The 24,773-nt window shown below is 43.7% G+C and carries 20 protein-coding genes; 6 read left to right on the plus strand and 14 right to left on the minus strand.

The genetic code is table 11. The features are described from left to right. Positions 1-34 precede the first annotated feature (34 nt). From G458_RS0114945 to G458_RS0114995, 10 genes are all read right to left on the minus strand, one after another. Positions 35-1,075 carry a response regulator gene (locus tag G458_RS0114945; RefSeq protein WP_026952603.1) on the minus strand — a complete coding sequence of 347 codons (1,041 nt, stop codon included), beginning with the start codon at positions 1,073-1,075 and terminating at the stop codon, positions 35-37. A 4-nt stretch (positions 1,076-1,079) separates the two neighbouring features. After that, a complete protein-coding gene (locus G458_RS0114950) occupies positions 1,080-1,466 on the minus strand; it encodes a response regulator (RefSeq protein ID WP_026952604.1) in 387 nt (128 codons plus the stop codon). A gap of 11 nt (positions 1,467-1,477) precedes the next feature. Further along, complete coding sequence (locus G458_RS0114955) at positions 1,478-2,842, minus strand: sensor histidine kinase (protein ID WP_026952605.1); 1,365 nt, start codon at positions 2,840-2,842, stop codon at positions 1,478-1,480. A 50-nt stretch (positions 2,843-2,892) separates the two neighbouring features. Continuing rightward, the gene (locus G458_RS0114960) at positions 2,893-3,270 is read right to left on the minus strand and encodes a response regulator (protein WP_026952606.1); all 378 of its coding nucleotides are present in this window, start codon (positions 3,268-3,270) and stop codon (positions 2,893-2,895) included. Positions 3,271-3,283: 13 nt separating this feature from the next. Beyond that, positions 3,284-6,967 (minus strand): sensor histidine kinase, encoded by a 3,684-nt coding sequence (locus G458_RS21530; protein ID WP_169719278.1) that lies wholly within the window; start codon positions 6,965-6,967, stop codon positions 3,284-3,286. 188 nt (positions 6,968-7,155) lie between these two features. Next, positions 7,156-9,690: a M14 family metallopeptidase gene (locus G458_RS0114975; protein WP_026952607.1), complete on the minus strand. Its 2,535-nt coding sequence runs from the start codon at positions 9,688-9,690 to the stop codon at positions 7,156-7,158. Between the two features lie 130 nt (positions 9,691-9,820). Beyond that, the gene (locus G458_RS0114980; RefSeq protein ID WP_026952608.1) at positions 9,821-10,243 is read right to left on the minus strand and encodes an organic hydroperoxide resistance protein; all 423 of its coding nucleotides are present in this window, start codon (positions 10,241-10,243) and stop codon (positions 9,821-9,823) included. A gap of 1 nt (position 10,244) precedes the next feature. After that, entirely contained in the window at positions 10,245-10,679 is a 435-nt protein-coding gene (locus G458_RS0114985) for a MarR family winged helix-turn-helix transcriptional regulator (RefSeq protein WP_026952609.1), read from the minus strand. A gap of 66 nt (positions 10,680-10,745) precedes the next feature. Further along, the gene (locus G458_RS0114990; RefSeq protein WP_035468317.1) at positions 10,746-11,957 is read right to left on the minus strand and encodes a redoxin domain-containing protein; all 1,212 of its coding nucleotides are present in this window, start codon (positions 11,955-11,957) and stop codon (positions 10,746-10,748) included. Positions 11,958-11,980: 23 nt separating this feature from the next. Next, positions 11,981-13,288: a Gfo/Idh/MocA family protein gene (locus G458_RS0114995; protein ID WP_026952611.1), complete on the minus strand. Its 1,308-nt coding sequence runs from the start codon at positions 13,286-13,288 to the stop codon at positions 11,981-11,983. A gap of 194 nt (positions 13,289-13,482) precedes the next feature. Between G458_RS0114995 and G458_RS0115000 the strand changes: the two genes are divergently transcribed. Beyond that, positions 13,483-14,415, plus strand: a complete 933-nt coding sequence (locus G458_RS0115000) for a hydrogen peroxide-inducible genes activator (RefSeq protein WP_026952612.1) — start codon at positions 13,483-13,485, stop codon at positions 14,413-14,415. Positions 14,416-14,459: 44 nt separating this feature from the next. Here G458_RS0115000 and G458_RS21000 read toward each other — a convergent pair whose 3' ends face one another. Both G458_RS21000 and G458_RS0115010 read right to left on the minus strand, forming a co-directional pair. Further along, the gene (locus G458_RS21000; protein ID WP_051287359.1) at positions 14,460-14,957 is read right to left on the minus strand and encodes a copper resistance protein NlpE; all 498 of its coding nucleotides are present in this window, start codon (positions 14,955-14,957) and stop codon (positions 14,460-14,462) included. A gap of 34 nt (positions 14,958-14,991) precedes the next feature. Continuing rightward, positions 14,992-15,444 (minus strand): DUF1569 domain-containing protein, encoded by a 453-nt coding sequence (locus G458_RS0115010; protein ID WP_026952613.1) that lies wholly within the window; start codon positions 15,442-15,444, stop codon positions 14,992-14,994. A gap of 123 nt (positions 15,445-15,567) precedes the next feature. On the opposite strand from G458_RS0115010, the gene G458_RS0115015 reads away from it, so the two are divergent. The 3 genes from G458_RS0115015 to G458_RS0115025 are packed head-to-tail and all read left to right on the plus strand — an operon-like array spanning position 15,568 to position 16,982. Then, complete coding sequence (locus G458_RS0115015) at positions 15,568-16,143, plus strand: hypothetical protein (protein ID WP_026952614.1); 576 nt, start codon at positions 15,568-15,570, stop codon at positions 16,141-16,143. Next, positions 16,136-16,417, plus strand: a complete 282-nt coding sequence (locus tag G458_RS0115020; protein WP_026952615.1) for a winged helix-turn-helix domain-containing protein — start codon at positions 16,136-16,138, stop codon at positions 16,415-16,417. The genes G458_RS0115015 and G458_RS0115020 overlap by 8 nt, the downstream gene beginning before the upstream one ends. Positions 16,418-16,460: 43 nt before the next feature. Further along, positions 16,461-16,982 (plus strand): hypothetical protein, encoded by a 522-nt coding sequence (locus G458_RS0115025; protein ID WP_026952616.1) that lies wholly within the window; start codon positions 16,461-16,463, stop codon positions 16,980-16,982. Between the two features lie 33 nt (positions 16,983-17,015). Here the strand turns inward: G458_RS0115025 and G458_RS21005 are convergent, their stop codons facing one another. Then, positions 17,016-18,890, minus strand: coding sequence for a DUF4139 domain-containing protein (locus G458_RS21005; protein ID WP_051287361.1), 1,875 nt, complete (start codon positions 18,888-18,890; stop codon positions 17,016-17,018). A 127-nt stretch (positions 18,891-19,017) separates the two neighbouring features. Between G458_RS21005 and G458_RS0115035 the strand changes: the two genes are divergently transcribed. Further along, the gene (locus G458_RS0115035) at positions 19,018-19,800 is read left to right on the plus strand and encodes an undecaprenyl-diphosphate phosphatase (RefSeq protein ID WP_026952617.1); all 783 of its coding nucleotides are present in this window, start codon (positions 19,018-19,020) and stop codon (positions 19,798-19,800) included. A gap of 97 nt (positions 19,801-19,897) precedes the next feature. Here the strand turns inward: G458_RS0115035 and G458_RS0115040 are convergent, their stop codons facing one another. Beyond that, complete coding sequence (locus G458_RS0115040) at positions 19,898-22,312, minus strand: S9 family peptidase (RefSeq protein WP_026952618.1); 2,415 nt, start codon at positions 22,310-22,312, stop codon at positions 19,898-19,900. Between the two features lie 463 nt (positions 22,313-22,775). On the opposite strand from G458_RS0115040, the gene G458_RS0115050 reads away from it, so the two are divergent. Further along, on the plus strand, positions 22,776-24,773 hold a 1,998-nt coding region (locus tag G458_RS0115050; protein ID WP_026952620.1), incomplete at its 3' end, for a DUF7507 domain-containing protein.

Below are 24,773 nucleotides of genomic sequence, written 5' to 3' on the forward strand. Positions count from 1 at the left end.
AAGGAGAGGCACCAGCATTAAGAATGGAGAGAATTTAGGAAAGGATTTCCACCACTTTGACGGGCTGCGCTTTGTTTTTAAAAGTCATTTCCCCTACAACCCCGGTTTTTATTTCCGGAGAAAGGTTTACAGCACAGTTTTCTAACATCAAAATTTGGCTTGCAGAGGCGGCATTTTGAAGTCTGGAAGCCACATTCACAGCATCACCCACAACGGTATAATCCAAGCGTTTGAGTGATTTGGAGCCAATATTCCCAGAAATCATTTCACCGGTGTTTATCCCAATGGATACCTGGGGTTTGAAATGGGATTTTTCGGAATACTCGGGAATTAAGGCCATTTTATCCCGTATAGCTATGCAGGCTCTAGTAGCTCTATCCAAATGATTAGGACCTTGAAAAACAGCCATCACCGCATCACCGATAAACTTATCCACGCTTCCTTTTTCCTCGATGATTTCTTTGACCATGAGGTCGAAGTATTCATTCAATAAGCCCACCACTGTATTGGGATCCTCATTTTCGGAGATCCTGGTGAATCCTACCAGGTCAATGAAGGCAACCGTGGCCTCGATGGTTTCATTCTCCATCAGAGCCGTTTCGATTTCTTTACCACCCATAAAATTCAAAACAGTCTCATCCACGTACATTCTCAGGATGTTGTTCTCGCGCATGGCCTGAATGGTGGATTTGAGCTGGTGGATATAGCCAAGTGTTTTCTCCATGGTAATCTCCAAGTCCTGAAAATCTACGGGTTTGGTGACAAAGTCAAATGCCCCCAAATTCATCGCTTTTCGGATATTCTCCATGTCTCCATAGGCGGAGATAATGATGGTTTTGAGCAGAGGATTTTTTTCCTTGGTATTGGAAAGAAGGGTAAGTCCATCCATGACCGGCATATTGATGTCACTGAGCACCATGTCCACATCGGGATGGTCTTTCAATAGGTCCAAAGCTTGCTGCCCATTGAGCGCAAAAAGCATTTCATACTCACCTGACCGGATTTTCTGTCGGTATTTTTGCCGAAACAGAATTTCCAAATCTTCCTCATCATCCACTACCAGTATCTTTGCCATAGAATCAGTTTAATTTTTTGGTAAGCAGTTCGGCAATTTCATGCTTTAGGGATTCAAAGTCCACAGGTTTTGTGAAAAACCCCTTTGCGCCGGATTTAATGGCTTTGGTGTAGTTTTCTTTGTCACCGTAAGCGGAAATCATACTCACTTCAATCTTGGGGAATTTTGCCTTGATATTTTCCAAAAGTTCAAGACCGCTCATTCCGGGCATATTGATGTCTGAAAAAACATAGACCACATCCGGAGAACCAGAATCCCCCAGTTTTTTGAGAGCCTCTTCTCCTGAAAAAGCAAATTCTACCTCCAACTGCTTGTTTTTTATCTCTTTCCGAAATTTTTGGAGAAATAGGATTTCCACATCCTGCTCATCGTCTACAATCATGATCTTCATAGGTCAAAAATTTAAGTGGCACTGTTTGGTAATAAAATTCTAAATCTGGTAAACTCACCCACCTTTGATTGGATTTCAAGGGAACCGCCATGCGATTTGACGATGTCGTGAGTGATGCTAAGTCCAAGCCCCGTACCGTCTGTTCCTTTTTTGGTGGTGAAAAATGGCATCAAAAGCTTATCCTTAATTTCCTCCGGAACTCCGGGGCCATTGTCTTCAATTTCCAATAACACCTTATCCTCCAGCTCCTTAGTTCTGATCTCTAATTTAGCTTTATAATCTGAACTTACACCATTTATTTTGTCGCGCATAGCATCAAAAGCGTTTTTGGTCAAGTTTAGAATTACCCGGCTGAAGTCCTCGGCATTCAAAAGAATAGGCTTTAAACTCTCGTCCAAATCAAGCGCAATTTCCACGTTGATAGGGTTGGGATTGGCTCGCATACCATGAAATGCAAGATTGGTGTATTCCCGGATCAAGGCATTGAGGTCAGTATTTTTGATCTCGCCTTTTTCTCCTCTGGAATGCATCAGCATGGATTTGACAATGTTGTCTGCCCGGTGTCCATGGTGGCGGATTTTCTTCAGATTCGACTTCACATCTTCCAAAAGATCCTGAAGGTTTTCCCGGTCCATTTGCCCGTTTTCTTTTTGGACTTCTTCCTGGATTTCTTTCAAAAAATCTTCACTGAGCTCCGCGAAGTTGTTGATGAAGTTCAGCGGGTTTTTGATTTCATGCGCAATACCTGCTGTGAGTTGACCCAAAGAGGCTAATTTTTCTTGCTGAACGAGTTGCTCTTGCGTGGATTTAAGATGGTTAAGGGCTTGAAGTAGTTCTTCTTTTTGATTTTGAATCTCGGAGGTTCGGGCACGAACGAGGCGCTCGAGTTCTTCTTTTCTTTCTTGGGCTAAAAAAAGCTGTCGCTCTTTTTCTTTGGAAATCATCCGCTCAATCTGAATCGCTTTCATCTCCTTTCGGTGATTGAGCCACATGGTGACTGCCCAGATGATAGCAAAAAAGCCGGCTGCTGCGAGGTATTTGTCTATTACCTCATAGTACGAAGGCAAGAAAGTTTCGAGGATAAACTTCACCACCTGAACAACCAGGATAGGCAGGGGAGTCACTGCGAGGTTTTTCTGCTCTTCCAGCTCTGGGGAATTGATAATCAAAAAGATTATTCCCCCAGCCAAGGCTAAAGAAAGGAAGTCGAAAAGAAGTTTTGGAGGGATTTTGGTGATACCTGCCAAGGCTAGGATACCAGCGCCCAGCATCCCAAATTTGAAATACTTTTTCAGCTCAGGAGAAAAATTCTCTCCTCCAAAAAATTTCTTTAGGTAGTAAAGCAGGAAAAATGAAATAATATTGACCAGAATCATAGGGTTTCAGCGTTTCTAGTTTTTAAGTTTTCCAGATCAATGCGGGAAAATTATTTCGTAAGGATCTTTACGATTTCTTTTCTCAAAGCTTCAAAATCTACAGGTTTAGTGAAAAACCCTTTTGCTCCTGACTCCATAGCTTTGTTGTAATTTTCAGAATCTCCATAAGCCGAAATCATACTGATCTGAATCTGTGGAAATCGTTCTTTTGCGATGGATAGCATTTCCAATCCGCTCATGCCGGGCATGTTGATATCTGAAAATACATACATGACTTCGGGGGGATTTTCGCTGCCCAGGATATTCAGAGCTTCCTGTCCGCTAAATGCAAAAACCAATTCTAAGCCCAGATTTCGTGTTTCTTTGCGGAATTTTTGCTTGAATAGGTCTTCTATATCCCGCTCATCATCTACAATTAGGATTTTCATAGTTCTAGAGTTGTTAAGTTTTTGGAATAATAATGCTGAATTTGGTCCATTCCCCGACCTCAGTGCTGATATCAAGACTACCATTATGGGCTTTGATGATATCATGAGTGATGCTCAAGCCAAGGCCGGTTCCTTCAGTCCCTTTTTTAGTGGTGAAGAAAGGCATTAGAAGTTTGTCTTTGATTTGATCGGATACACCCGGACCATTGTCTTCTACTTCGATCAGGACTTGATTTCCCAAATCTTTGGTTTTCACCGTCAGCTTGGGTTTGTATTCCTGGCCATTGGAATTCAGTTTTTCTCTCATGGCATCGAAGGCGTTTTTGGTCAGGTTGAGAATGACTCTGCTGAAGTCTTCGGAGTTGAGCGGGATTTTGGGCAGCTTTTCGTCGAGTTCTAAGGCTATATCGACATTGATGGGGTTTTTGTTGGCCCGCATTCCATGAAAGGAGAGATTGACGTATTCCCGGATTACCTCATTGAGATCAGAAGGCTCCATCGTACCCGAGCCGCCTCTGGAGTGCATGAGCATGGATTTGACGATATTGTCTGCCCTTCCTCCGTGATGTCGGATTTTTTCCAAATTGATCCGAATGTCTCCCAACAAATCCTGGATGTTTTCTTTTGACTCAGACTCCTCGATTTTTTCGAGCTCTTCTTCGATTTCATCCAAAAACTCCATGCTTAATCCCGAGAAGTTGTTCACAAAATTCAGCGGGTTTTTGATTTCGTGGGCAATCCCCGCTGTCAGCTGGCCTAAGGAGGCGAGTTTTTCTTGTTGGATGAGCTGAGCCTGCGTGGACTTGAGATTTTCATGGGCAGCTTCCAATTTGGTGTATGCCTTTTCAATCTCCCGAGCCTGTTCCAATTCCCTTTCCCGAGCTTTCTCTTGCTCCGCTTTTATTGTTTGGTTGCGTTGATACCGGTGAATAGGATAAATCAAAGAAAGGAAAAGCAGGGAATAAACAAGAAATGCCCACCAGGTCCTGTACCAAGGAGGCAAGACTGTAAAGGAAAAACTGATTGGTTCTGTCCAGTTGCTGGCTTCTCCTTCACTTGGTCCTGTAAATCTTGCTTTCACCCAAAAGGTATATTCTCCTTCCTGGATGTTGCCAAAAGTTGCACTGGTCTTTTTCAGAACCGGGCTCCATTCCTCATCGTAGCCTTCCAGCATGTATTGGTATTCGACCAAAAATGGCTTTGCCAGTTCGCTGGTTCCATAGTCAATGTTGATATGATTGTGCTTATATGGCAGAACCAGACCCTGAGGAATTGGGAAAAATGGACTTACGCTGGAGAAATCCACTCCTTTAAATCGATCCTGAATCCTGGATCTTTCCTCCGGATTTAGTGATTTTCCTAAAGAGGTAACTTCCTCCCAGACCTGTTGAGAAAGGTCGGTCTTGGGTTTCAAACTGTTCCATGAAATTATTTCTTCATTGATTCGAAGCTGTCTCAAAAACACTTTTGGAGGAGTTTGATTTCGGACCAAAGCCTGATAATCAAATCTGACTAGGGCTGTTTTATTGCTTCCTGTTCCTGCCCACAAAATCCCGTTGCGGTCCTGATACATTCCATCTTGCCCATCGGTCAGATCTTTGACCGGATATCCGGTGTTGGAATTGAAAATTTCGATGTTTTTCAGTTCGGTAAACTCTTCCTCTTTTTTCGGTCCGTCAAAAAACGCGATCCCCAGATTCGTTCCGACAGCCACTTTTCCTTTTTGCAAGGGAACGATTTGGAGAATCACTTGGTCAGGAAGTCCTTCGTCGGTACTGAAATTCCGAAAGAGCTCGATGACATTGGTATTGCCCTCCGCTGCCAAGGATTTGACTTTTTCGGGTAGAAAACTGATTCCTTTCAGGGTTCCGATCCAAAGATTTTCAAGAGAATCTAACTTGACCTGAATCACGGAATTATCTGCCAAGCCCTGATGGGTTGTCAATTGGGTGAATTTTTTTCCGTCAAAATAGCTCAGTCCTCCATCCACAGTCCCGATCCAGAGGCTTCCGTCTTTTTCTGCCTGAATGCTTAAAACAATATATCCTGCCAGACCTTGCTCAGGGGTGTATTGAGTAAAGGATTTTCCATCAAACTTGGCAAGGCCATTTTCAGTGCCTAGCCATAAGTTACCGGTAATGTCTTCTTCAATGGCATAAACCTCATTAGAGTTGAGACCCTGTGCAGAGGTATAAGTGGTCATACTTTTCCCATCAAACTGACTCAGTCCTCCTCCAGTGCCAAACCAGATATTGCCGCTCCGATCTTGGACCATGGCGTAAACAATATCTCCAGCAAGTCCCTGGGATAGGGAATAGGTGGTAAAACCAGTTCCGTCAAATTTGCTTACTCCTCCTCCCGAGGTCCCAAACCAAATGTTCCCTTGACGGTCTTCCAGAGAACTCATGATGATATTGGCTCCCAGACCTTGGTTTACTGTAAAGCTGGTAAACGAACTTCCATCAAAACGGCTGACTCCCCCTCCGTCTGTACAAAACCAGATTTTCCCGGAATCATCCAGAACGATGTCTATGACACTGTTAGCAGAAATTCCTTGCTCTCTTGTGTAGCTGGTGAATTTTTGGCCGTCAAACCTACTGGCTCCATGTTCTGTTCCAAACCAGATATGTCCATTTCTGTCTTCGCGAATTGAGCGGACAATATTGTCTGCCAGACCATTTTGAATGGAGTAATTCTGGAAGTTTGTCCCGTCAAATCGGCTGACTCCGGCACCGATAGTTCCTATCCAGAGATCACCGGTGGAGGAAACTCCAAAGCTTCTCACGCGGTTGCCCACAAGGCCATCCGCTTCGGTAAAAGTGGTGAATTTTGAGCCATCGTATTTACTCATTCCTCCCCCATTGGTGCCGAAGAACAGGTTTCCTTTCAAGTCTTTTCCAATCGCCATCACAAAATCATCCGCCAAGCCATCTTTGGTAGTGTAGTTGGTGAATTCTTTGCCGTCAAATTTGATGACTCCTCCACCTCCTGTAGCCATCCAGATATTGCCAAGTGCATCCTCTGTGATTCCAAACACTACATCGTTGACCAGGCCATTTTCCAAGGTATAATTGGTAAAACTATGACCGTCAAAACTGCTTACTCCCGTTAAGGTCCCAAACCATAGATGACCTGAGCTGTCCTCCCAGATGCTCCGGACAGTATTGCCTACCAAGCCCTGAGCAGTTGAAAAATTTGTAAATCCTGTTCCGTCATACCGGCTTACTCCACCTCCATTGGTGCCAAACCACAGGTGGCCCCTACGGTCCAAAATGGCGCAATTCACTCCATCTAGGGCTAAGCCGTCATCAGTGGTAAAGGATTTAAACTGGGATACTCCTCCTTCCCCCAATAAAAATGTTTTTCCATCAGGGCTTTTGATCACTGAGCCGTTGGTGTAACTCAAGACTAGCAGGTCTTGCTTTTTGGGGGTAGCGAGATTTATGCTGATAGGTTCCCCAGATTCATTCGTGTAGGAGTACACTCTTCCATCTCCCGCAGGAATAGTCACCACTCTCGGTGCAGGTGAGTTTGCAAGTTCAATCCTTCGTGCCTGAAGTGAATCAGGCAGGTTGGCAAGAACCGTTACCTGGGAGGATTGAAGGACTACCTCATTGGCTGAAGTTGGGGTCTTTTCTCCTGGACTACATGAAAAAAGAATAAAAGAAAATCCAAAATACCGGAGTAAACTTTTCATGAACGTGGGTTCCAAAGATTGTCCTGAAAAAGCCATAGGATTTCAGCCTAGTCAGATTTTTTGAAAAAGATAGCCAATTTATACAGGATAAAAAATGCTTTTGGTACCGGCTTTCATTCCCAAAAAGAAAGCCGCCTGCCTTTTTTCTGGCAAGCGGCATTGTGAAATATCCTCTGGATTTGAGTGCTTTACTGCCCTACGAGGAATATTGCATTGCTTAAAATCAATTTCCCTGACTCCCAGAAGCCTCTGAAGATCGGGTTATCCACAAAGTAAACGATCTGTCCCCGGCCTTGTCTTTCTGCTCCGATGGCTAATGATTGCCCCATTTTGGACTTGATCTTATAGCCGATATATCCGGTACGATAAGAGTCGTTTCCTGCAATGATTCCAGCATTGATTCCCTCTGTGAGATAGGCAAATCGACTTGAATTATTCTTCAGCGTATAATATTTGCCTCCCGTTCCGTAACCCAGCGGATGGGTTTGATCCATTTTCACCTCGTAAATCGCCCCTTCCACTCCTGAGGAAATGTTGATTCTTTCCCCTTCGGTGTATGGTTCTAAGCGTTCCTGTTTTGCCAATTCCTGAGAGGCTTTTTCAGCTGCTTTTTTCTCCTCTTCCGTATCGAAAGTTTTCAATCCAAAGCCTTCTTTGTTGGCAAACAGATTCAGGGCAGCATCCATAGCGATTAGCTTTCCTCCAGCTTTTACCCAGTCCATAAGCTTGGTTTGTGCATTTCCGTTGATCGCTGAACCAAAGGTGGAGGGCATGATGATCACATCGTATCGGCTGAGATCATAGTTTCCAAGAGACCCAGCTTCCAAGGTGCTGAGCGGGTAATTCAACTCTTTTTCAAAGAAGTGCCAAACTTCCCCAAAACTCAAAGAAGAGGTACCTGCGCCTCCGACTAATGCGATTTTTGGGGATTTGATGGTTCGGATATTTGGGGAACCAAAATCTTTTCCTTTGTCCATGTAGCCAGTTTGTGTAGTGGCGAGAGAAACCCCGAATTTGTTAGCCGTGTCCACGACTTTTTTGTCAAAATCACCCACATATTCATTTCCTCCTTTGGTAATGATCAGGGACCCTGCTGGGAAGCTTTTCCCCTCTACTTCAAAAGGAAACTCAGCATATTTCACACGGATTTTCTGGTTAAGTAAGGCTGCTAAAAAAGCCGCGTCCCGAGTCCCGTTCCAATTCACCAAATAGGCAACAGGAGTCGCACCAGCCACATTAGGAGTAAATGATGGTTTTTGATAGGACGAAGTTGGGTCAAGCCTGGTTTCTAAGGCATAGGCCTTCAATCCATAGGCATAAGGCATAGACCAGCTCGTGATGTCATAGGTGATGGAGTCATTCAAGACTGGATTTGGCTCAAAGAGCACCTGAGCGAGCACAGATTTAGGCTGGTAGGCACTGATGACAATATCCTGATCTGAGGTGGAAAATGTCACTCCTGATTTTCCGCTTTGGTATTCATAGCCCTTGAGTCCGGTTTTTGATCCCGCCTTGCCATACTGAATTCCGTTTTTGTCCAATAGCTCCAAAAGTTTGGCTACCTGAGCAGCGTTGCTTTCTCCTTTGATGACAAAGCTCTTGTATTTGCCTTTTGGATTGGAAGAATTGGATTTGAAAAAGTTGGAGTATTCCTCCAGAAGCTTTTTGGAGTTTTGGCTGGTCACTTCGGCAGCTGACATGGCAGCCGTATAATGCCCTTGAATTCTATAGCTCAAAGTCACAGTATCACCGACGGCATTGAATCCTCCACGGCCAGCTTGTCCTCCGCCACCTTGCTCAATGGTCATCCCGATGGCCCCATTGTACATAGGATAGGTGTCTCCATAAGAAGGATAAAGCAAGTCGAAGCGCTCTTTTGTGAAATAGAAGCGACCCATTTGGTCGAAGTATTTGGCAGTATTTCTTCCAAAAATATCCTGAAACTCATGCTGCCATGCCGTGAGCTGCTCGTGCAATGGCTCTGCAGCTGGTGCCATATAAAAAGGCTGGTTGATTCCCTGCTCATGGAAGTCCAAGTGGAGTTGAGGCATCCATTGCTGGTAAACTTTCAGTCTTTGCTGAGATTCTACCTGCACTTGCCAAGCCCAGTCTCTATTTAGGTCAAAAAGGTAATGATTGGCTCTTCCTCCCGGCCATGGCTCATTATGTTCCATGGACTGAAGGTCTGGCTGAAGGGTAGTATTCATTTTTTGATTATACCACATGGCATAGCGATCTCTTCCGTCAGGATTGATGCAAGGATCGATGATGACAACCTGATTCTTGAGCCATTCCTGAGACTTTGGGTTGGAAGGGTCTGCCAACGTGTGGAAAGTAGAGATGGCAGCTTCCATTCCTACCGATTCGTTTCCGTGGACATTGAAAGACATCCAGTTGATGGGGATTTCAGTGCTGGGGCTTCCTTCCATCAAACCCGCACGCTTGAGGTTGTCAGTGCGGATTTGTTCCAATCGCGCCATGTTTTCATGGCTTGATAAAATCGCAATGATTAGAGGTCTCTTTTCATTGGTTTCACCATACTGGATCAATTTGATATTGGGGTTGTTTGCAGCGATGTGCTCAAAATAATCCACCATCCGGTGATGGGGCGTAAAGCGATCGCCGGGTTTGTATCCCAAAAATTGCTCTGGAGTTTGGATTTGGGCAAAAGCCCCCAAAGAAGTAAGAATCAGAAAAGCACTAAGCAGTAAAATCTTTTTCATAGGGTATATTTTTCGGAGTCGGAAGTTAAAAGGATTTCAACTTATGGGAATTACCGATAGGATAAAAACTCGGCATTTAGACAAGAAAAAAGGCATCTCAGGAGATGCCTTTTGGAATGTGTTCGGCGATTTATTCTACAGCCTTGACGTTTACTTCTATGTTTCCTCGGGTTGCTTTGGAATAAGGGCAGATTTCGTGGGCTTTCTCTACGAGCTCCTGCGCATGGGCAAGGGTTTCGGCATGGGGTATTTTGACTTCAATATCTACCGCCAATCCAAAGCTGCTCGGGCCATAGTGCCCTAGGTGGACCTTGGCTTTTATTTCAGAATCCCGCAGACTGGTTTTTCCAGCCACAGAACCCAAAGCTCCTCCAAAACATGCCGCATAACCCGCAGCAAAGAGTTGTTCAGGGTTGGTATGGGCACTATCACCTCCAATTTCTTTGGGCATGGAAACAGGAAAATCCAGTTTTCCATCATCCGTTTTAACATGACCTTTTCTACCGCCAGTATTGAAAGCTACAGCGGTGTAATCCACAATCAGTTTCTCCATATTATTTTTTAAGGGTATTTAGTTTTTCCAAGAACGCCTCGGAGACGGGCAAGATTCTGTTGAATTCTTCTCCCATTTCCTCAATTAATTCTTGTTCCAACAAGGCAATAGCTTCCATTGTTTTGGTCTGAAGCGATTTTCCCGGATAGGTAAGGTGTATGCTGACGGTTCTTTCATCTTCCTCTCCACGTTTGCGCTTGAGGAGGTTTTGAGCCTCCAGCTTTTTCAACAACGGAGTCAAGGTTCCAGAGTCCAAGTTGAGGTGGTGCCCTAATTCATGAACTTTGAGTCCGTCTTCTTTCCAGAGAATGGAAAGTGCCAAAAATTGTGGATAAGTAAGTCCTGAATCCTGAAGAGCTGCTTGAATCCTCTGGATTAAGAGTCGAGACCCCGAATATAAATTTAGGGATAGCTGTACAAGTGAGTTTTCAAACATAAGCACGAGAAATAGGATTGAATACAATCTAATGGTTTTCAATCCTATTTCCCAAAGATTTCCGCCTTAAAAGTATCTTCCGATCATCGGGTGATCCACAATTTTCTTCTTTAAAGTGAGAGGATCAATGGTTCCCGGAGCACGAAAAGCTATATTTCCTCCGGGTTCAATTAGTAATGTAATGGGCAAACTTCCATCCCATTCCCCTCCGACGATTTTGATTACCTCGTATTTGTCCTCGGTATCCATCAGGTAATTAGGAAGTGCCGAGGCCTTTCCATTCAAGAACTTCAGGACTTTTTCTTCTTGCTCTGGCGAGTCCATGCTTATGGATACAAATTGAAAATCCCTTTCTCCAAACATTCTCTGCATGGTGACGAACTCGGGATACTCCATTATACAGGGGCCACACCATGTTGCCCAGAAATTTACCAGGAGGAGTTTATCGGTATCATTCTTCAGAAGTTTTTCCAATCCGGTAGGCTTGAGTTTCTCCAAGGTAACTTCCCTTTTTTGCCACTCTTCGTTCTTTTTAAGGGTGTATTCATTTTTCCAGGCCCACTTGATCGAGCAGCCAAAGGCCGGTGTCTGGGCTTGATCTTCAGGCAAAGCCTTTCCTTCCAACGTTGCATTGATGGCATTTCTGAGGTCTTCAGCATTCCCGCTTCCAGGCTTTTCATGGGCATCTATTCTTCCAGAATAAGCCAACTTTCGGTTCTTATCGAATACAAAAACATGAGGAGTAGCCGTAGGTCCATAAGCTGTGGAAAACTCATGCGTGTCCCCATCATAGAGATAATCAAAATTGTACCCTTTGTCTTCAGCCCTGATTTTCATTTCTTCAAAGGTGTCACTCAAATCCGTATAGCCTAATTCCTCCGGCAGAATTGCTATGGGACTATTGGGAGATATCGCCACAAAACCTACCGATTTGCCTTGATATTCTTTGACCAGATTGATGAATCTGTCCTCATAGGCTTGAGCAGTGGGACAATGATTACAGACAAAGTTGATTACCAAAACATCAAATGCTTCATAGTCTTCCAAGGAGTGATACTGGTCATCAATGCCCGGCAATCGGAAGGGAGGTGCAGAGTCTCCGATAGCCAGTTTTGCGATCGGCTTTTCAGAAACAGCTTGTGGATTAGCCACAAATACAATTGGGGATTCGGTATCTGCCATTTCAGCAGATCCCTCTTTTTTCCCGCAGGAAATGGCCAAACTTAGTGTGGATAAGTAGGCAAACTTTCTCAGAAAATCTAAAACATACCTTCTCATTTTGGTGTGGATAAGTTTGGAATTTAGCCTAAACGATAGCCTCTCTGATAGACGTAATGAAGCTTGGAATTAGCTTCCCAGTCATTGTGGAAAACCTGGGAAATGGGATCCCATTTCAAAGGTCTTCCAAGCTCAGCTGCGATATTTCCGATGGTACAAACCGAGCAGGTGCTATGCCCGATCTCCACAGGGACTATGGGGTCTTTTCTCCTTCGGATACTGTCGATAAAATCAACGTGATGCGCCGAAAATGTAAAGTTTTCGGGCTCTTTGCCCAATTCAAGCTCAGGAATGGAGGTGTCATAATTTCCTCTGGAAACTTTTATCCAACCTTTTTCCCCAAGGAATTTTACGCCTTGTCGACCTTCATCAAACTTAGTTATCAACATCTCGATTCCGTTGGCATATTTGTATGTCAAAGGCTTATCTCCTGTAGGAGGAATTACCTCAACGGGACCGTTTCTGTCCATGCTCAGACCCCACTGGGCTACATCGATCATGTGTGCTCCCCAATCCGTCATTAATCCACCTCCTGTTTCCTTAAACCAACGCCAAGCTCCCCAGGCTTTTTCATTCGTTTCCGGATTGAGAGAAATGCCCGGGTTTAGCTCGTCATTGAAATGAATACTTGGAATTGGGCCTAGCCACTTTTCCCAATTCAAGCCTGCAGGAAGATCTTGCTTGGGGAGATCATAAGTTCGTGGAAAAGGGTTGTCCCCTACATGAACCAGGACCTGGGAGATTTTTCCCAATTTTCCTTTCTGTACATGCATTGCCGCCGTTTGGAAATTGGTGGCAGCACGCTGCATGGAGCCTACTGCCAAAACTACCCCATTGGATCGGACCGCCTTGACCAGTTCTTGACCTTCCTGAATTGTAAATGTCAGTGGCTTTTCCAGGTAAATGTCCTTTTTGGCTTTGCAAGCATCAATAGCCATCAATGCATGCCAATGGTCTGGGGAAGCAATCACAACTGCATCCACATTCGGATCTGCCAGAAGGTCTTTGTTGTCCTCATAAAGTTTTGGCGCAACATAAGGTTTTCCGGCGTCTGTCAGGTTTTTCTGCACTCTTAGCGCAAACCTTTCCCGTTTGACCGCATAGACATCCGCTGCTGCGACGGCTTCAACTCCTGGGATTTTCATGAAATTGTTTAACAAACCCATTGCTTGGCGACCAACTCCTATAAAGCCTAATCTCACCCGTTCGTGAGCTGCTTGAAAAATTGGAGTGGCTGCACCAAAGGATAATCCGGGAATTAGGCTGGCGCCTGCCGTGGTCAAAAGACTTGCGCTCAGGAATTTTCTGCGGGAGAATGAAGAATTACTCATGTGTAGCAATTTGGGTTAAAGGGGAAAATCAAAATAAATTACTGCTTTTTAGTCATTTAGGAAAAATACACCCTGTCGATTTTATAAGTGTCCTGTACTTTGATTTAAAAGGAAATTGGAAGAGCCTATTCTTGGGGTAGACTGAACTCTTTTCCGGTTTATTTCCTTTCTTGCCATAGAAAATATCTATCATTATGACAATTCAACAACTAGAGTACTTGATAGCCGTGGATAAGCATCGTCACTTTGGGAATGCTGCCGATTCATGTTTCGTCACCCAGCCTACCTTGAGTGCGCAGTTGAGTAAGTTGGAGAGAGAACTGGGAGTAATTCTATTTGATAGAAGTAAAATGCCTGTAATTCCAACGGAAATAGGGGTTCAGATTATTGCCCAAGCCAAAAAAGTGGTCTCAGAGAGCAGGGGTATTTTGGAATTGGTTGCTCAGCTAAAAGGAGACATTTCCGGTACGATCAAGATCGGGATCATTCCAACACTGGCTCCTTATTTATTGCATCTGTTTATCCGGAGATTTTTGGAAAAATACCCAAATGTCAAGCTAGAAGTTCAGGAAATGGTAACCGATGAGGTCGTCAAAAAGCTCAAGAATGACGAATTGGATTTGGGAATTATCGTGACTCCTCTGGAAGAGCCTGGGATTTTGGAAAAGCCCATGTTCTACGAGAAGTTTTATGCCTATTTCTCAAAAGGGCACGAACTCCTCCGTGAAAAAGAGATCAGACCGGAGCAATTGAAGGCGGATGAACTTTGGGTTCTTCAGGAAGGACACTGCTTTCGTGACCAAGTGATCAGTTTTTGTGATCAATCCATGGCCGGACACAAAAACTTCCATTACGAAAGCGGTTCTTTGGAAGGATTAAAAAATATGGTCAATCGGTACAAAGGGGTGACACTACTGCCTGAATTGGCTACTCATGAGCTTTCTGAGGAGGAAAAGTCTAGACTTAGGCCTTTTCTTGGGAAAGCCCCGATTCGGGAAGTGAGCATTATCCTCAACCGGAGTTTTTTGAAGCAAAAGCTGGTGGAATTGCTTTACAACGAGATCACAGACTCCATTCCTCAGGCAATGACTTCCAAGGCGCATGGAAAAATTGTGAGATTCAAGTGATTAAGAAATAAAAGGCCTGGTTTTCCTTTTTAAGAACACCAGGCCTATTTCTTTTTTAGAATATACCGATCGGCCAATTCCCCTTGCATCAGATTTCCATTTTTATCCAAATACCAAATCTGATTTTCACCTATTTTAAATTTTCCGGGATAATTGCCTATCAGTCCTTCAAAACTCACGGTGGATCCAGAAACATCCCAAACCAGATTCCCGGTGAAAATTTCCTCCCTCGCATCATTTAGTCCAAGGTAATTGGTCTTCATCTCAAAGGTACCCTCGGCTTTGAGGGTTACCCAAAGCTCTATTCCCTCACAGCTTTTGCAGGGAATCACAGCGAAATAAGTCCCCGGCCAGTCCACTGAAGTCTGAGAATTATCTCCAGTATAAGTGGCGCCAGAGACAGACTCGGTAGTTTCTGAAGATTGTTTTTCCTGGATGATTTCAGAAGGTTCTTCTTTAGCTTCCTGAGCGGGAGGCTTTGGGCTACATCCCCAGGCAATCCCCCACAGGAGTAAAGAAGCAATCGGAGCAAAGGATTTCATGGATTTTTAGAAAGCTTTGATTTCATGATTTGGATTAAACTCCAAATTGGCGGAGGTGATGATCCAAATGTTTATAGAATAGATTATTCCATTCTTTGGCAGTGAGCGGTCCAAAAGAGAGGGATTCTTTTCCTTCGAAATGATCCTCACCCAGAGAATGGGTATGTTCGATGTATTTGATCAATCTGTCTTTTTCCTCCTCAAAAATTTTCCGGTCCGAGATAATAAATGCGGGAGCTGTTCTTGAGTTTTTTGGATAGGGCACCTCATTGACCACACCTTTTTTCACAAAAGCCTTCAAAAGAAATCTTACCACTGGGTTTGGTTTGGGGTGCTTGTTGGTATATGCCATTTCATAGGCTACACAGCAATGAGCGAGCATTTGGTCAACGCTCATTTTTCCCCAAAGGGCTGGAGATTCGGGCTTCAGCTGATTAATTCGGTTGATCAGCTCTTCGGTGACTTTGGGATCAAAGATGTTTTTCATAGTGCAAGATTGGAGTTGATTAAAGTTAGTTGAATTTTTTCCGCAAGAAAAATCAACAATAAAATGGTTTATAACATAAACCTATTTATATTAGCGTCGTTACAATTAGCAAAGGCAAAAGAAATGGAAAAAGAATTAACTGGTAAAGAATCGCTTTCGCTGATCACCGAGATGATCGGCAGAGCCAAGCGAGAAGCCGCAGGAGATGGAAGTTTTCAACTTCTTCTATGGGGCTGGGTAATTGCATTGTGCAATTTTGGACATTATTTCCTGAGCAAAAGCGGGTATGAAAAGCCATACATCGTCTGGTTGTTGGTAATTCCGGCAGTGGTCGCAAGTATTTGGAAAGGAGCACAGGAGCGCAAAAAAGCCCGGATCAAGGCACATTTAGATAATGTCTTGATACAGCTTTGGATAGTTGTCTTTATTGGAATGATTTGTCTATTGGCTTTTATGCCTGTGATCAACTATAGCCACAATCCCATCATCCTTCTTTTGGCTGCAGTAGGTGTAATTGCTACCGGTGCGATGATCAAAGACAATACTGTGAAAATTGGTGGATGGGTTTTGATTCTAGGAGCGATTGTGGGATTTTTGGTCCCCGTCAATGATCAATACCTCGTCGGCGGGATTGCAATGATTTTGGGTTACCTAGTGCCAGGATATCTCTTGAAGAAAAAGTATAAAAACCGTGTTTAAGCCCTTAGATCCTCTATTACATTCCCAACTTAGACTGGCGGTCATGTCCTTATTGATCGGCTTGGAAGAAGCAGAATTTACTTTTCTCAAAGAAAAAACCGAATCTACAGCTGGAAATCTCAGTGTACAGCTGGACAAGTTGGAGAAGGCTGGTTACATCCAAATTGAGAAATCATTCAGAGGAAAAAGGCCATTGACCACCTGTAAAATCACTTCTACGGGATTGAAAGCTTTTGAAGAATATGTGGAAAACCTCAAAAACTACATTGAGTAAAAAAATTTGAATCTATAGTTTATAACATAAACCAATTTGTACTATGAAAAATCAATTGAAAAATTTCTTGTTATTGGTCTGCATGATTTCGGCAGTTCAATTTGCTCAGGCTCAAGATTATGCCCTGAATCCTGAGGTTCAGAATCAAATGAAATCATTAGCTTTTCTAGAAGGACACTGGAAAGGAAGTGGATGGATGATGGGCCAGGATCGTCAGCGGATGACTTTCCAGCAGGAGGAGATTATCGAATTTAAGTTAAGCGGAACGTTACTGGAAATAGAGGGAATTGGGAAATCAGATGGACAAGTGGTGCACCATGCTTTGGCGGTAATTCAGCCTAAAGGCAAAGATGGAGAATACGAGTTCAGTTCCTATTTACAAAGTGGATTAAGCGGGAAGTATCCGGCCACTTTCAAGGATGGTAAATTTATCTGGAGACCAACCGAACTAGTCCGCTACATCATTCAACTCAATGATCAAGGGCAATGGCATGAAATCGGCGAGTACAATGCAGGAGATCAGTGGTTTCAATTTATGGAAATGACTTTGGATAAGGTGAAATAATGAAAACAGCGGCGCAAAAGCCGCTGCTTTTGTTTAATCCAAAATGATCCGCTCTGTTTTGGGGTATTTGACCTCGTATTGAAGGGAGAGCTTGCGTTGCTCCCCAGGAGAAAGCGTTATTTCCCAAGTTACAATTCCGGTTTGGGGATCAAGTTTGCCTTGGCTTAACTCCCCCGGAGTTACCGTGATGGCTGAATTCACCGATACGGGAATTTGGTCTTTCACCAATAGCGTGACAGGTTGGGATTTGTTGTTTTTGAGTGTGATTTCATACCCTCTGCTTTCGGTGATATTGGAACCAATTGTCCTCTTTTTGGAGAATTGATCCACCTTTTCTCTTTGCATCACAATAGAGCGATCCCTTCCCATAGAGATCATCAAAGTATCCTGAAGTGCCGCCGCATCCAGGATGGATCTACCGACAAATCCATCTTCAAAATACAGGTTGCTTTCCCCTTCCAAGAGTGCATATTGGCTCCAATCGGAAATTTCAGCAAGCAGGAAGGCGTCTTTGTCAAGTTTTGGGATAGCTGTGTACCGATAATTGGCAGGGATTTCATACCCTTTCAAATCTACCAAAGTCCTTTCTCCATTGGTTTTGATGGTATAAGGCTCCGCAACTTCGATTTCGACAGTCGTTTGATTTTCAACAAAGCTGGTCATCAAGGGGGCTGCATCAGCGGTAGAAGTTCCCCGCAATGTGACATTTGCGCCAGTAACTGATCTTTTTTCAGAAGCTCCAAATCCGGTGACCACTACCTCTTGCAGTGCTTGGCTATCTTCTACTAAGCTTACATTGAGAGTAGATCGGCCTCGAACGCTCATTTCTTGGGTGCCATAGCCTACAAATGAAAAAACCAAGGATTGGGCATTGGTAGGAAGGGTCAGCGTATATCTGCCGTTAAAGTCTGTTGCGGTACCGATGGTAGTTCCTTTGACCAAAACCGAAGCGCCCGGAATCGGCGACCCATTCATATCCACTACGACACCGCTGATGGTTCCGGGCATTTGCGGCACTGAAAATTTATTGACCGTGGTAAAGCGGGCATAGTTGAGCTCCCACTTATCCAACTCCGGCGCCTGCCCGCTTTGATTGGGGTTGGCATTGGAAAATCTGAGTTTTACATTGTTCCAGTCCACGCCTGTATTCTGATAGACTTCCGCTTTGTAGTTGAGCTGAAGTGGTTCCTTGACAGTTTTCACCCGGACATCGTACTTGGGATACCAGCCGGCATTGGCCACCAGGTAATTCAACTGAAAGCTCGCCTGGCCGGCCGCTGGAGCTTTTACCCGTATTCGAACCACAGAAGTGGCTTTATTTTTACTCTCCTGTATGGCTTTGATTTGGTTTCTCAGCCGTTCCAATTCCCGGTCACTTTCCACGATTTTTGATTTTAACTGGAGCTCCTCGGTGGTGATTTTGGTGAGTTCTGCATCAAAAAAATCCAAAGCAGCCCGAAGTTCGGCCATCGTTGGTCCGGATTGACTTCCTCCCAGATCCTTGTTGGCAGAAAGCAAACTGGCTTTATTCGCCAATACCTCAATCCGGTTTTGAGCTAAGATTTTTCCTTTTTGGATCTCTTCGATTTTCTTTTCGAGAGCCTGCACTTGCTCACTGACTTCTTTTTCGCTCAGAAAATCCAGTCGCCTGTTGACCGCCTGAATGGTGAAATTCCCCTGACCTTTGACCTGAATGCTTTTTTCATCCAAGTAGGGAGAAAGACCCTTCACCTCCAAAATCGACTCACCTGCAGGAATGGAGCCGAAAGCTTTTTCAAAAACCTGGGCACTCGACAAAAACAAAGTCACACTTTCGATCTGATTATTTAGCCTAGTCTCTTTGAGTTCTTGTCCAAAATTCTGTGTCCAGCAAAAAAACAGGACAGTCCATAAAATAATGTTCTTCATTGGGTATAAGTTTAGTTTGAAAAGAACGAAAATTTTACGCTTAAGGCAATGAATTGGGTTAAAATTTTTGAATCCTTCCTCGGCTATTGAAGAGGATTAGTAGTTTTGCCCAGCTAATATTTAAACTATGACTCTTTTTCAAAGCATCATCATCGCAATTATCGAAGGCCTGACGGAATTTTTGCCGATTTCTTCCACCGGCCACATGATTTTGGCTTCTGCGGCCATGGGAATTCACGAGGATGAATTTGTAAAAACCTTTGAGGTATTTATCCAGCTAGGGGCCATTTTGGCGATTGCCCTGATGTATATCAAGCGGTTTTTCAGGGGCCTTAATATTTACTTCAAACTTTTCGCGGCCTTCCTGCCAACAGCCGTCGTAGGATTGTTAGCTTATGATTTTATCAAAGGCTATTTGTTCAATCCCATCGTAGTCTCTGTTTCCCTGATCTTGGGAGGAGTGATTCTGATTTTGATTGATAAAAAGGTGGTGAATCAGCAATCTACCTTGGCCGAGGTGGAGGATATTTCTTATAAAAACGCCTTCTTTATCGGTCTTTGCCAGTGTCTTTCCATGGTGCCGGGGACTTCCCGGGCTGCTGCTACTATTATAGGAGGGGTGTTTAACGGTTTGGATAAAAAGCAGGCAACCGAATTTTCTTTTCTTTTGGCAGTACCGACGATGATGGCTGCAGGCGGGTATGATCTGATCAAATCGGATTTGGCCTTTACTTCGGAGCAACTGTCCCTATTGGCGATCGGATTTGGACTAGCCTTTGTTTCCGCCTGGGTGGCGGTTAAACTCTTTTTGAAATATGTCTCCAGCCATGGGTTTACCGCCTTTGGCTGGTATCGAATCGTATTGGGGATTCTGTTTTTGATCTTGATGTGGGGGACGGATTTGGGTTGATTTGTGCTTTTAGATGACCCAGATTATTGCAGATATAAAGAGACCTTCCAGGTATTGAAACTTGGAAGGTCTCTTTTTAATAAGGGATCCTTAATTCTTACTTCCTATTCTTCACATACTTTTCCAGCCAGGAATCCATTTCCCAGAGGGTGTGCAAAATGGATTCTTTCGCAGCATAGCCATGGCTTTCATGAGGCAAAAACACTAATCGGGTTGTAGCGCCATGTCCTTTCAAGGCATTGTAATAACGCTCAGATTGGATCGGGAAGGTTCCTGAGTTATTGTCAGCCTCTCCGTGAATCAAAAGAATCGGGGTTTTCACCTGGTGGGCAAAAGAGAAAGGTGACATATTAAAGTACACCTCCGGGGCTTCCCAATAGGTTCTCTGCTCGTATTGGAAGCCAAACGGAGTCAATGTTCTGTTGTAAGCACCGCTTCGGGCAATGCCCGCAGCAAAGAGATTGGAATGCGACAAGAGATTGGCTGTCATAAACGCACCATAAGAGTGACCGCCCACAGCAATGCGGTTTCGGTCTCCGATTCCCATTTCCACAATATGGTCAATCGCGGCTTCTGCGTTGGCAACCAACTGTTCGATAAAGAAATCATTAGGCTCTTTGTCTCCTTCACCTACGATTGGCATTTCGGTCTGGTCCATGATGGCATAGCCTCGGGTCACCCAATAGATCGGCGATCCCCAGCTCAATCGGGTAAAGGTATATTTTGAGCCCCGAACTTGGGCTGCATCAGCGGCAGATTTGTACTCTCTCGGATAAGCCCACATCAAAACCGGTAATCTTCCGTCTTTGGCAGGATCATATCCCTCAGGAGTATAAACCACGGCAGATAGGTTTAGCCCATCCTTTCGTGGGTAAGTGACCAATTGCTTTTGAATTCCTTTAATGGATTCATAGGGGTGGGCGAAATTGGTGACCTGAATTGGTGAGATCCGCTTTTTGGTGTTGATCAACCAGTAGTTTGGCTGAGTCTCCGTTCCTTCTTTAAGGGTAATAAACTCGGAAGCGTCGGTAGCCAAGACTTTCACCACTCGCTCGTAATAAGGTGCCTGGGATCTCCAAAGGATTTTTTGCTCTTTGGTTTGGGCGTTAAAAGTGGATAGGAATGGCATGCTGCCTTCGGGACTTCCTCCTTCTGAACGCATGTACAACAAATTCCCGTTTCTCATCAGGACATTTCTACCATTTTGGTTTTCAGTAAATATAGGATCTCCCGGATCATTGTAAAGGTCATCCGAGGAGCGCTCAATGATGACGCGAGGGGCTTGTGCCGGATTACTTGGGTTGATGACAGAACGTTTTTCCGTTCTGCTTGCAAACCATCTTTCATTTAAAATGGCGAATGAATCATCCGACCAACTGATGCCTCCATAGCGTAGGGAGGTGGAGGCAAGCTTTTGTTTTTCTCCGGAAAAAGGAGCTTTCAGCATAAATACCACATCTCTTTCAGCAATCTGCGTACGTGGATTTCCACCATCCATGGCTTCTACCCAATATAAGGTTGCGGGCTGGTCCGCTCTCCAGTTGACACTTCGAATGCCAGTGACTGTGGCATCAAACCCGGTAGGGCGTACTTCATCAAGCGGGATTTGAGCTAAAATCTTCACCACCTCACCCTTCGAATTCCAGATTTCTACAGAGTAAGGGAATCGATCAGCTGGGACCAGATAGGAAAATGGCTTTTGGATCGCTTCGACGATCAGGAAGCTGCCGTCTGGGCTAAGGTCCATGGATTTAATCATCGAAGGCTTTCCAATAGAAGTAGTTTTTCCATCCAAGGAAACTTTCATCAGCTGGCTATCCATGAAATATGCGAATAATGCCTCGTCATAGGGATTGCTGAGCAAATCCTGATAGGTTCGACTAGGAGCGGCATTTCCGGAAGTTTCCTGGATTACCGGTCCGGAAGGGGCAGAAGGAGCTTTTGGCATCGCTCCTCGGGATGGATTTACGGCTTTGACCAGCAAGGAGTTATCCGGCATCCATGTCACGGAATTTCCAAAAACCTGATTGAGGATGGGATCGGTTAATTTTTTTGCCTGATAGCTATTTAAGTCCACGACCCAAAGAGAAATTCCATTGGATTCGGTATGGGTAAAAGCCAAATATTTCTCATCTCTGGAAAAAGAGAATCCGCTCATTTTGGGGTTCTGTGGAAGACCCGTGACTTGGATTTCTTCACCTGAGCGGGTGTTTTTGAGTTTGAGGTTGTAAAAACTTCCAGAACGGCTGGGCCCGGTAGTCGCTGGATTGATTCGTATTCCTCCGATTCGGAGTTCGGGCTGTGCCAAATCTTCGATGGATGGAGCTTCCGAACGCTCCAGGATAAGCATCAGATTTCCGCTTTTGTTAAAGGAGACCGATGGTGTAGCTGGAGCATTGAATAGGTCCGCGATGGATGGAGGGGGGCTTTGATAGGTGGTTTGGGCGGCTAGGCCTAGGGTGATTCCCCAAAGGAGAAAAAGCAAGCCCGATTTTTTGAATAGTGGGTTCATATTTCCGGTTTTTGTTTGAAAATACTAGAAAGTCTTCAAGAGGAGTAAAAAACTCCTTGTACGGCAAAGAGGGATACAGAAGTGGTTGAATGATTCTCCAAAAGTCCAAATACAATGCTGATTGAAGATTCTAAAAATTGAAAGAGGACAGTAAGCCAGAATAGGCAGATTTTACAAAATAAAATTACATCAAAACCTGGAAAAATACCATTATATGCTAGGGGCAAAAATTTTTGAATAAAAAAAAACGTATTTCAAATTATTTTTTTTGGAATTCATTTGGATGTAAAAAGCAAAAAAGTGTATTTTTAATGCATAAAAGTGTTAATTAGCCATTTTTGTATGCAAAATGATTCATTTTCAGTGGATTTTTTGGGAAGAAACTGGCTCTAAGTCATTGAATATTAAGCAGTAGCTTTTGAAGATACGTTTACGAACTCGAAAAAATTTAAATAGAAGAGATATGGTGCAGTTATCCGATTGCCGGCAAACCCAAAGATCAGAAGTCCTTGGATTTTTGAAATGGAGGGGATTATTTAAAGAGAATCTTTTTAGTTTCTCTTTGATTTTTCTCTTATTTCTATTTTTTACTCCAAAAGGGTTTGGTCAAAATACCGCTCCGGTAACTATTCCAACAGGAGGATTTAGAATCGAAGGGGACCTTATTTCAAATTCTCCTTCAGTTGGAATTGGAGATTGGTTTGCTGGCCCAACCGGTGCTGGAGGACATGTTTTTTTATCTAATGGAACAGCGTTGGATCCAGAGACGTCATTTTGGTCCCGAGATGGATACAAAGGAAGCTCTTTAATTCAGGAAAGAATTTTTACCCAAGGGACCAAGTCAAACGATAATCCAAATTCTTGGGTTTGGGGGACTGGTGATGCTGGAGGTAAAGGTGATCTTGGGAATGCATTTTTACACATTGGAACAAGCCAACAAAATGATACCTGGTTAGTTGTAGGAGCTGACAGATTAGTGACAAATGGGACTAGTTATTTAGAGTTTGAATTTTTTCAAAATACAGTTACCCGAACTATTAACAATGGGTTTACTTCTGCTGGACCAAATGGCGGAAGAACAGTAAATGATATATTGGTTGCGATATCATATACAAACGGAGGGTCAAGTGTTGACATAAAATTTTATTTGTGGAAGCCGGTTCCAGGAGGGTTTGATTATGTTCAACAATCCTTTAGTTCCTCGCAGGCATTTGGATTCGTAAATACTGGATCGCCTGCAATTCCAGTTGGGGCTTTCGGAAATTCTGTTTATCAACCCCTTCAATTTGTAGAAGCGGCTTTAAACATTTCAGAGATTCTTGGGGATTTAACTGATCCTTGTTTAGGTATTAAAATCAAAACTGTAATGGTAAAAACAAGGTCTTCTGCTTCACTAACTGCTGCAGCAGATGATTTTATTGATCCTTTTCAGGTTTCTATTAATTTTGGAACCGCAGAAGTTACTTATGATTCTAACTTATTTTGTGGGCCAGGAAGATATGTGTCTCCCGATATTGATGGTGTTCAAGGAGGTACTTTTACTGTTCCAACTGGTTTGTCAATTGATCCAAGTACTGGTGTAATTGACCTTAATAATAGCTTGCCGGGGACGTATAATTTCAATTATAATTTTACTACAAAAGGGTGTTCAAAAAGTGTTCCTGTTCAGGTTGTTATTCCCCAAAGAGCACCCACTCCCAACGCTGCAACTTTTGATTACTGTACAAATTCGGGAAATAAAACCCCGACCATCACTCCAGCTGCTGGATATACCATCAAGTGGTATGACCAAAATGATAATCCTTTGTCCGGAGCCCCGACTATTAATACTAGTGCAGCTGGTACTTTCACTTTTAAAATAAGTCAAACAAAGACTGGAGAGTGTGAAAGTGCTAAAGCTACAGTCACAATCAACGTAGGCGCCTGTAGCCTTACTTTAGTCAAGACAGCAACTAATGGACCGACAGGAGGGAACTGTTTGGATCCTACTTTGACTCCTACTATTAATTATAGCTTCGAGGTAAAAAATAATGGAGCTTATCCTTTAAGTAATATTACTGTTACGGATCCTTTGTCAGGGCTTTCTGCAATTACTTTACAAAGTGGAGACACCAATAATAATAACCAACTGGATGTCAATGAAACTTGGACCTATACAGCATCCTACACTATTAAACCTCAAGATATCCAAAATGGCAAGGTTGAAAACCAAGCCACAGCTACTGGTCAAGCCAATGGTACGACCGTTTCTGATCTTTCGGGAACAGCAGTAGATAACAATCTTAAAACGGTGGTAGTGATTTGTCAGAATCCAGCGTTAAGCATCGACAAGACAATCACCTCCGGCAGTCCATATAGTCAGGTAGGAAATGTGGTAAGTTACAGCTACAAGATCACCAACACCGGCAATGTGACCTTGCCGGGACCGTTTACGGTATCTGACAACAAGATTGCTTCCATA

This window comes from Algoriphagus mannitolivorans DSM 15301 (assembly GCF_000429425.1).
Classification (GTDB): domain Bacteria; phylum Bacteroidota; class Bacteroidia; order Cytophagales; family Cyclobacteriaceae; genus Algoriphagus; species Algoriphagus mannitolivorans.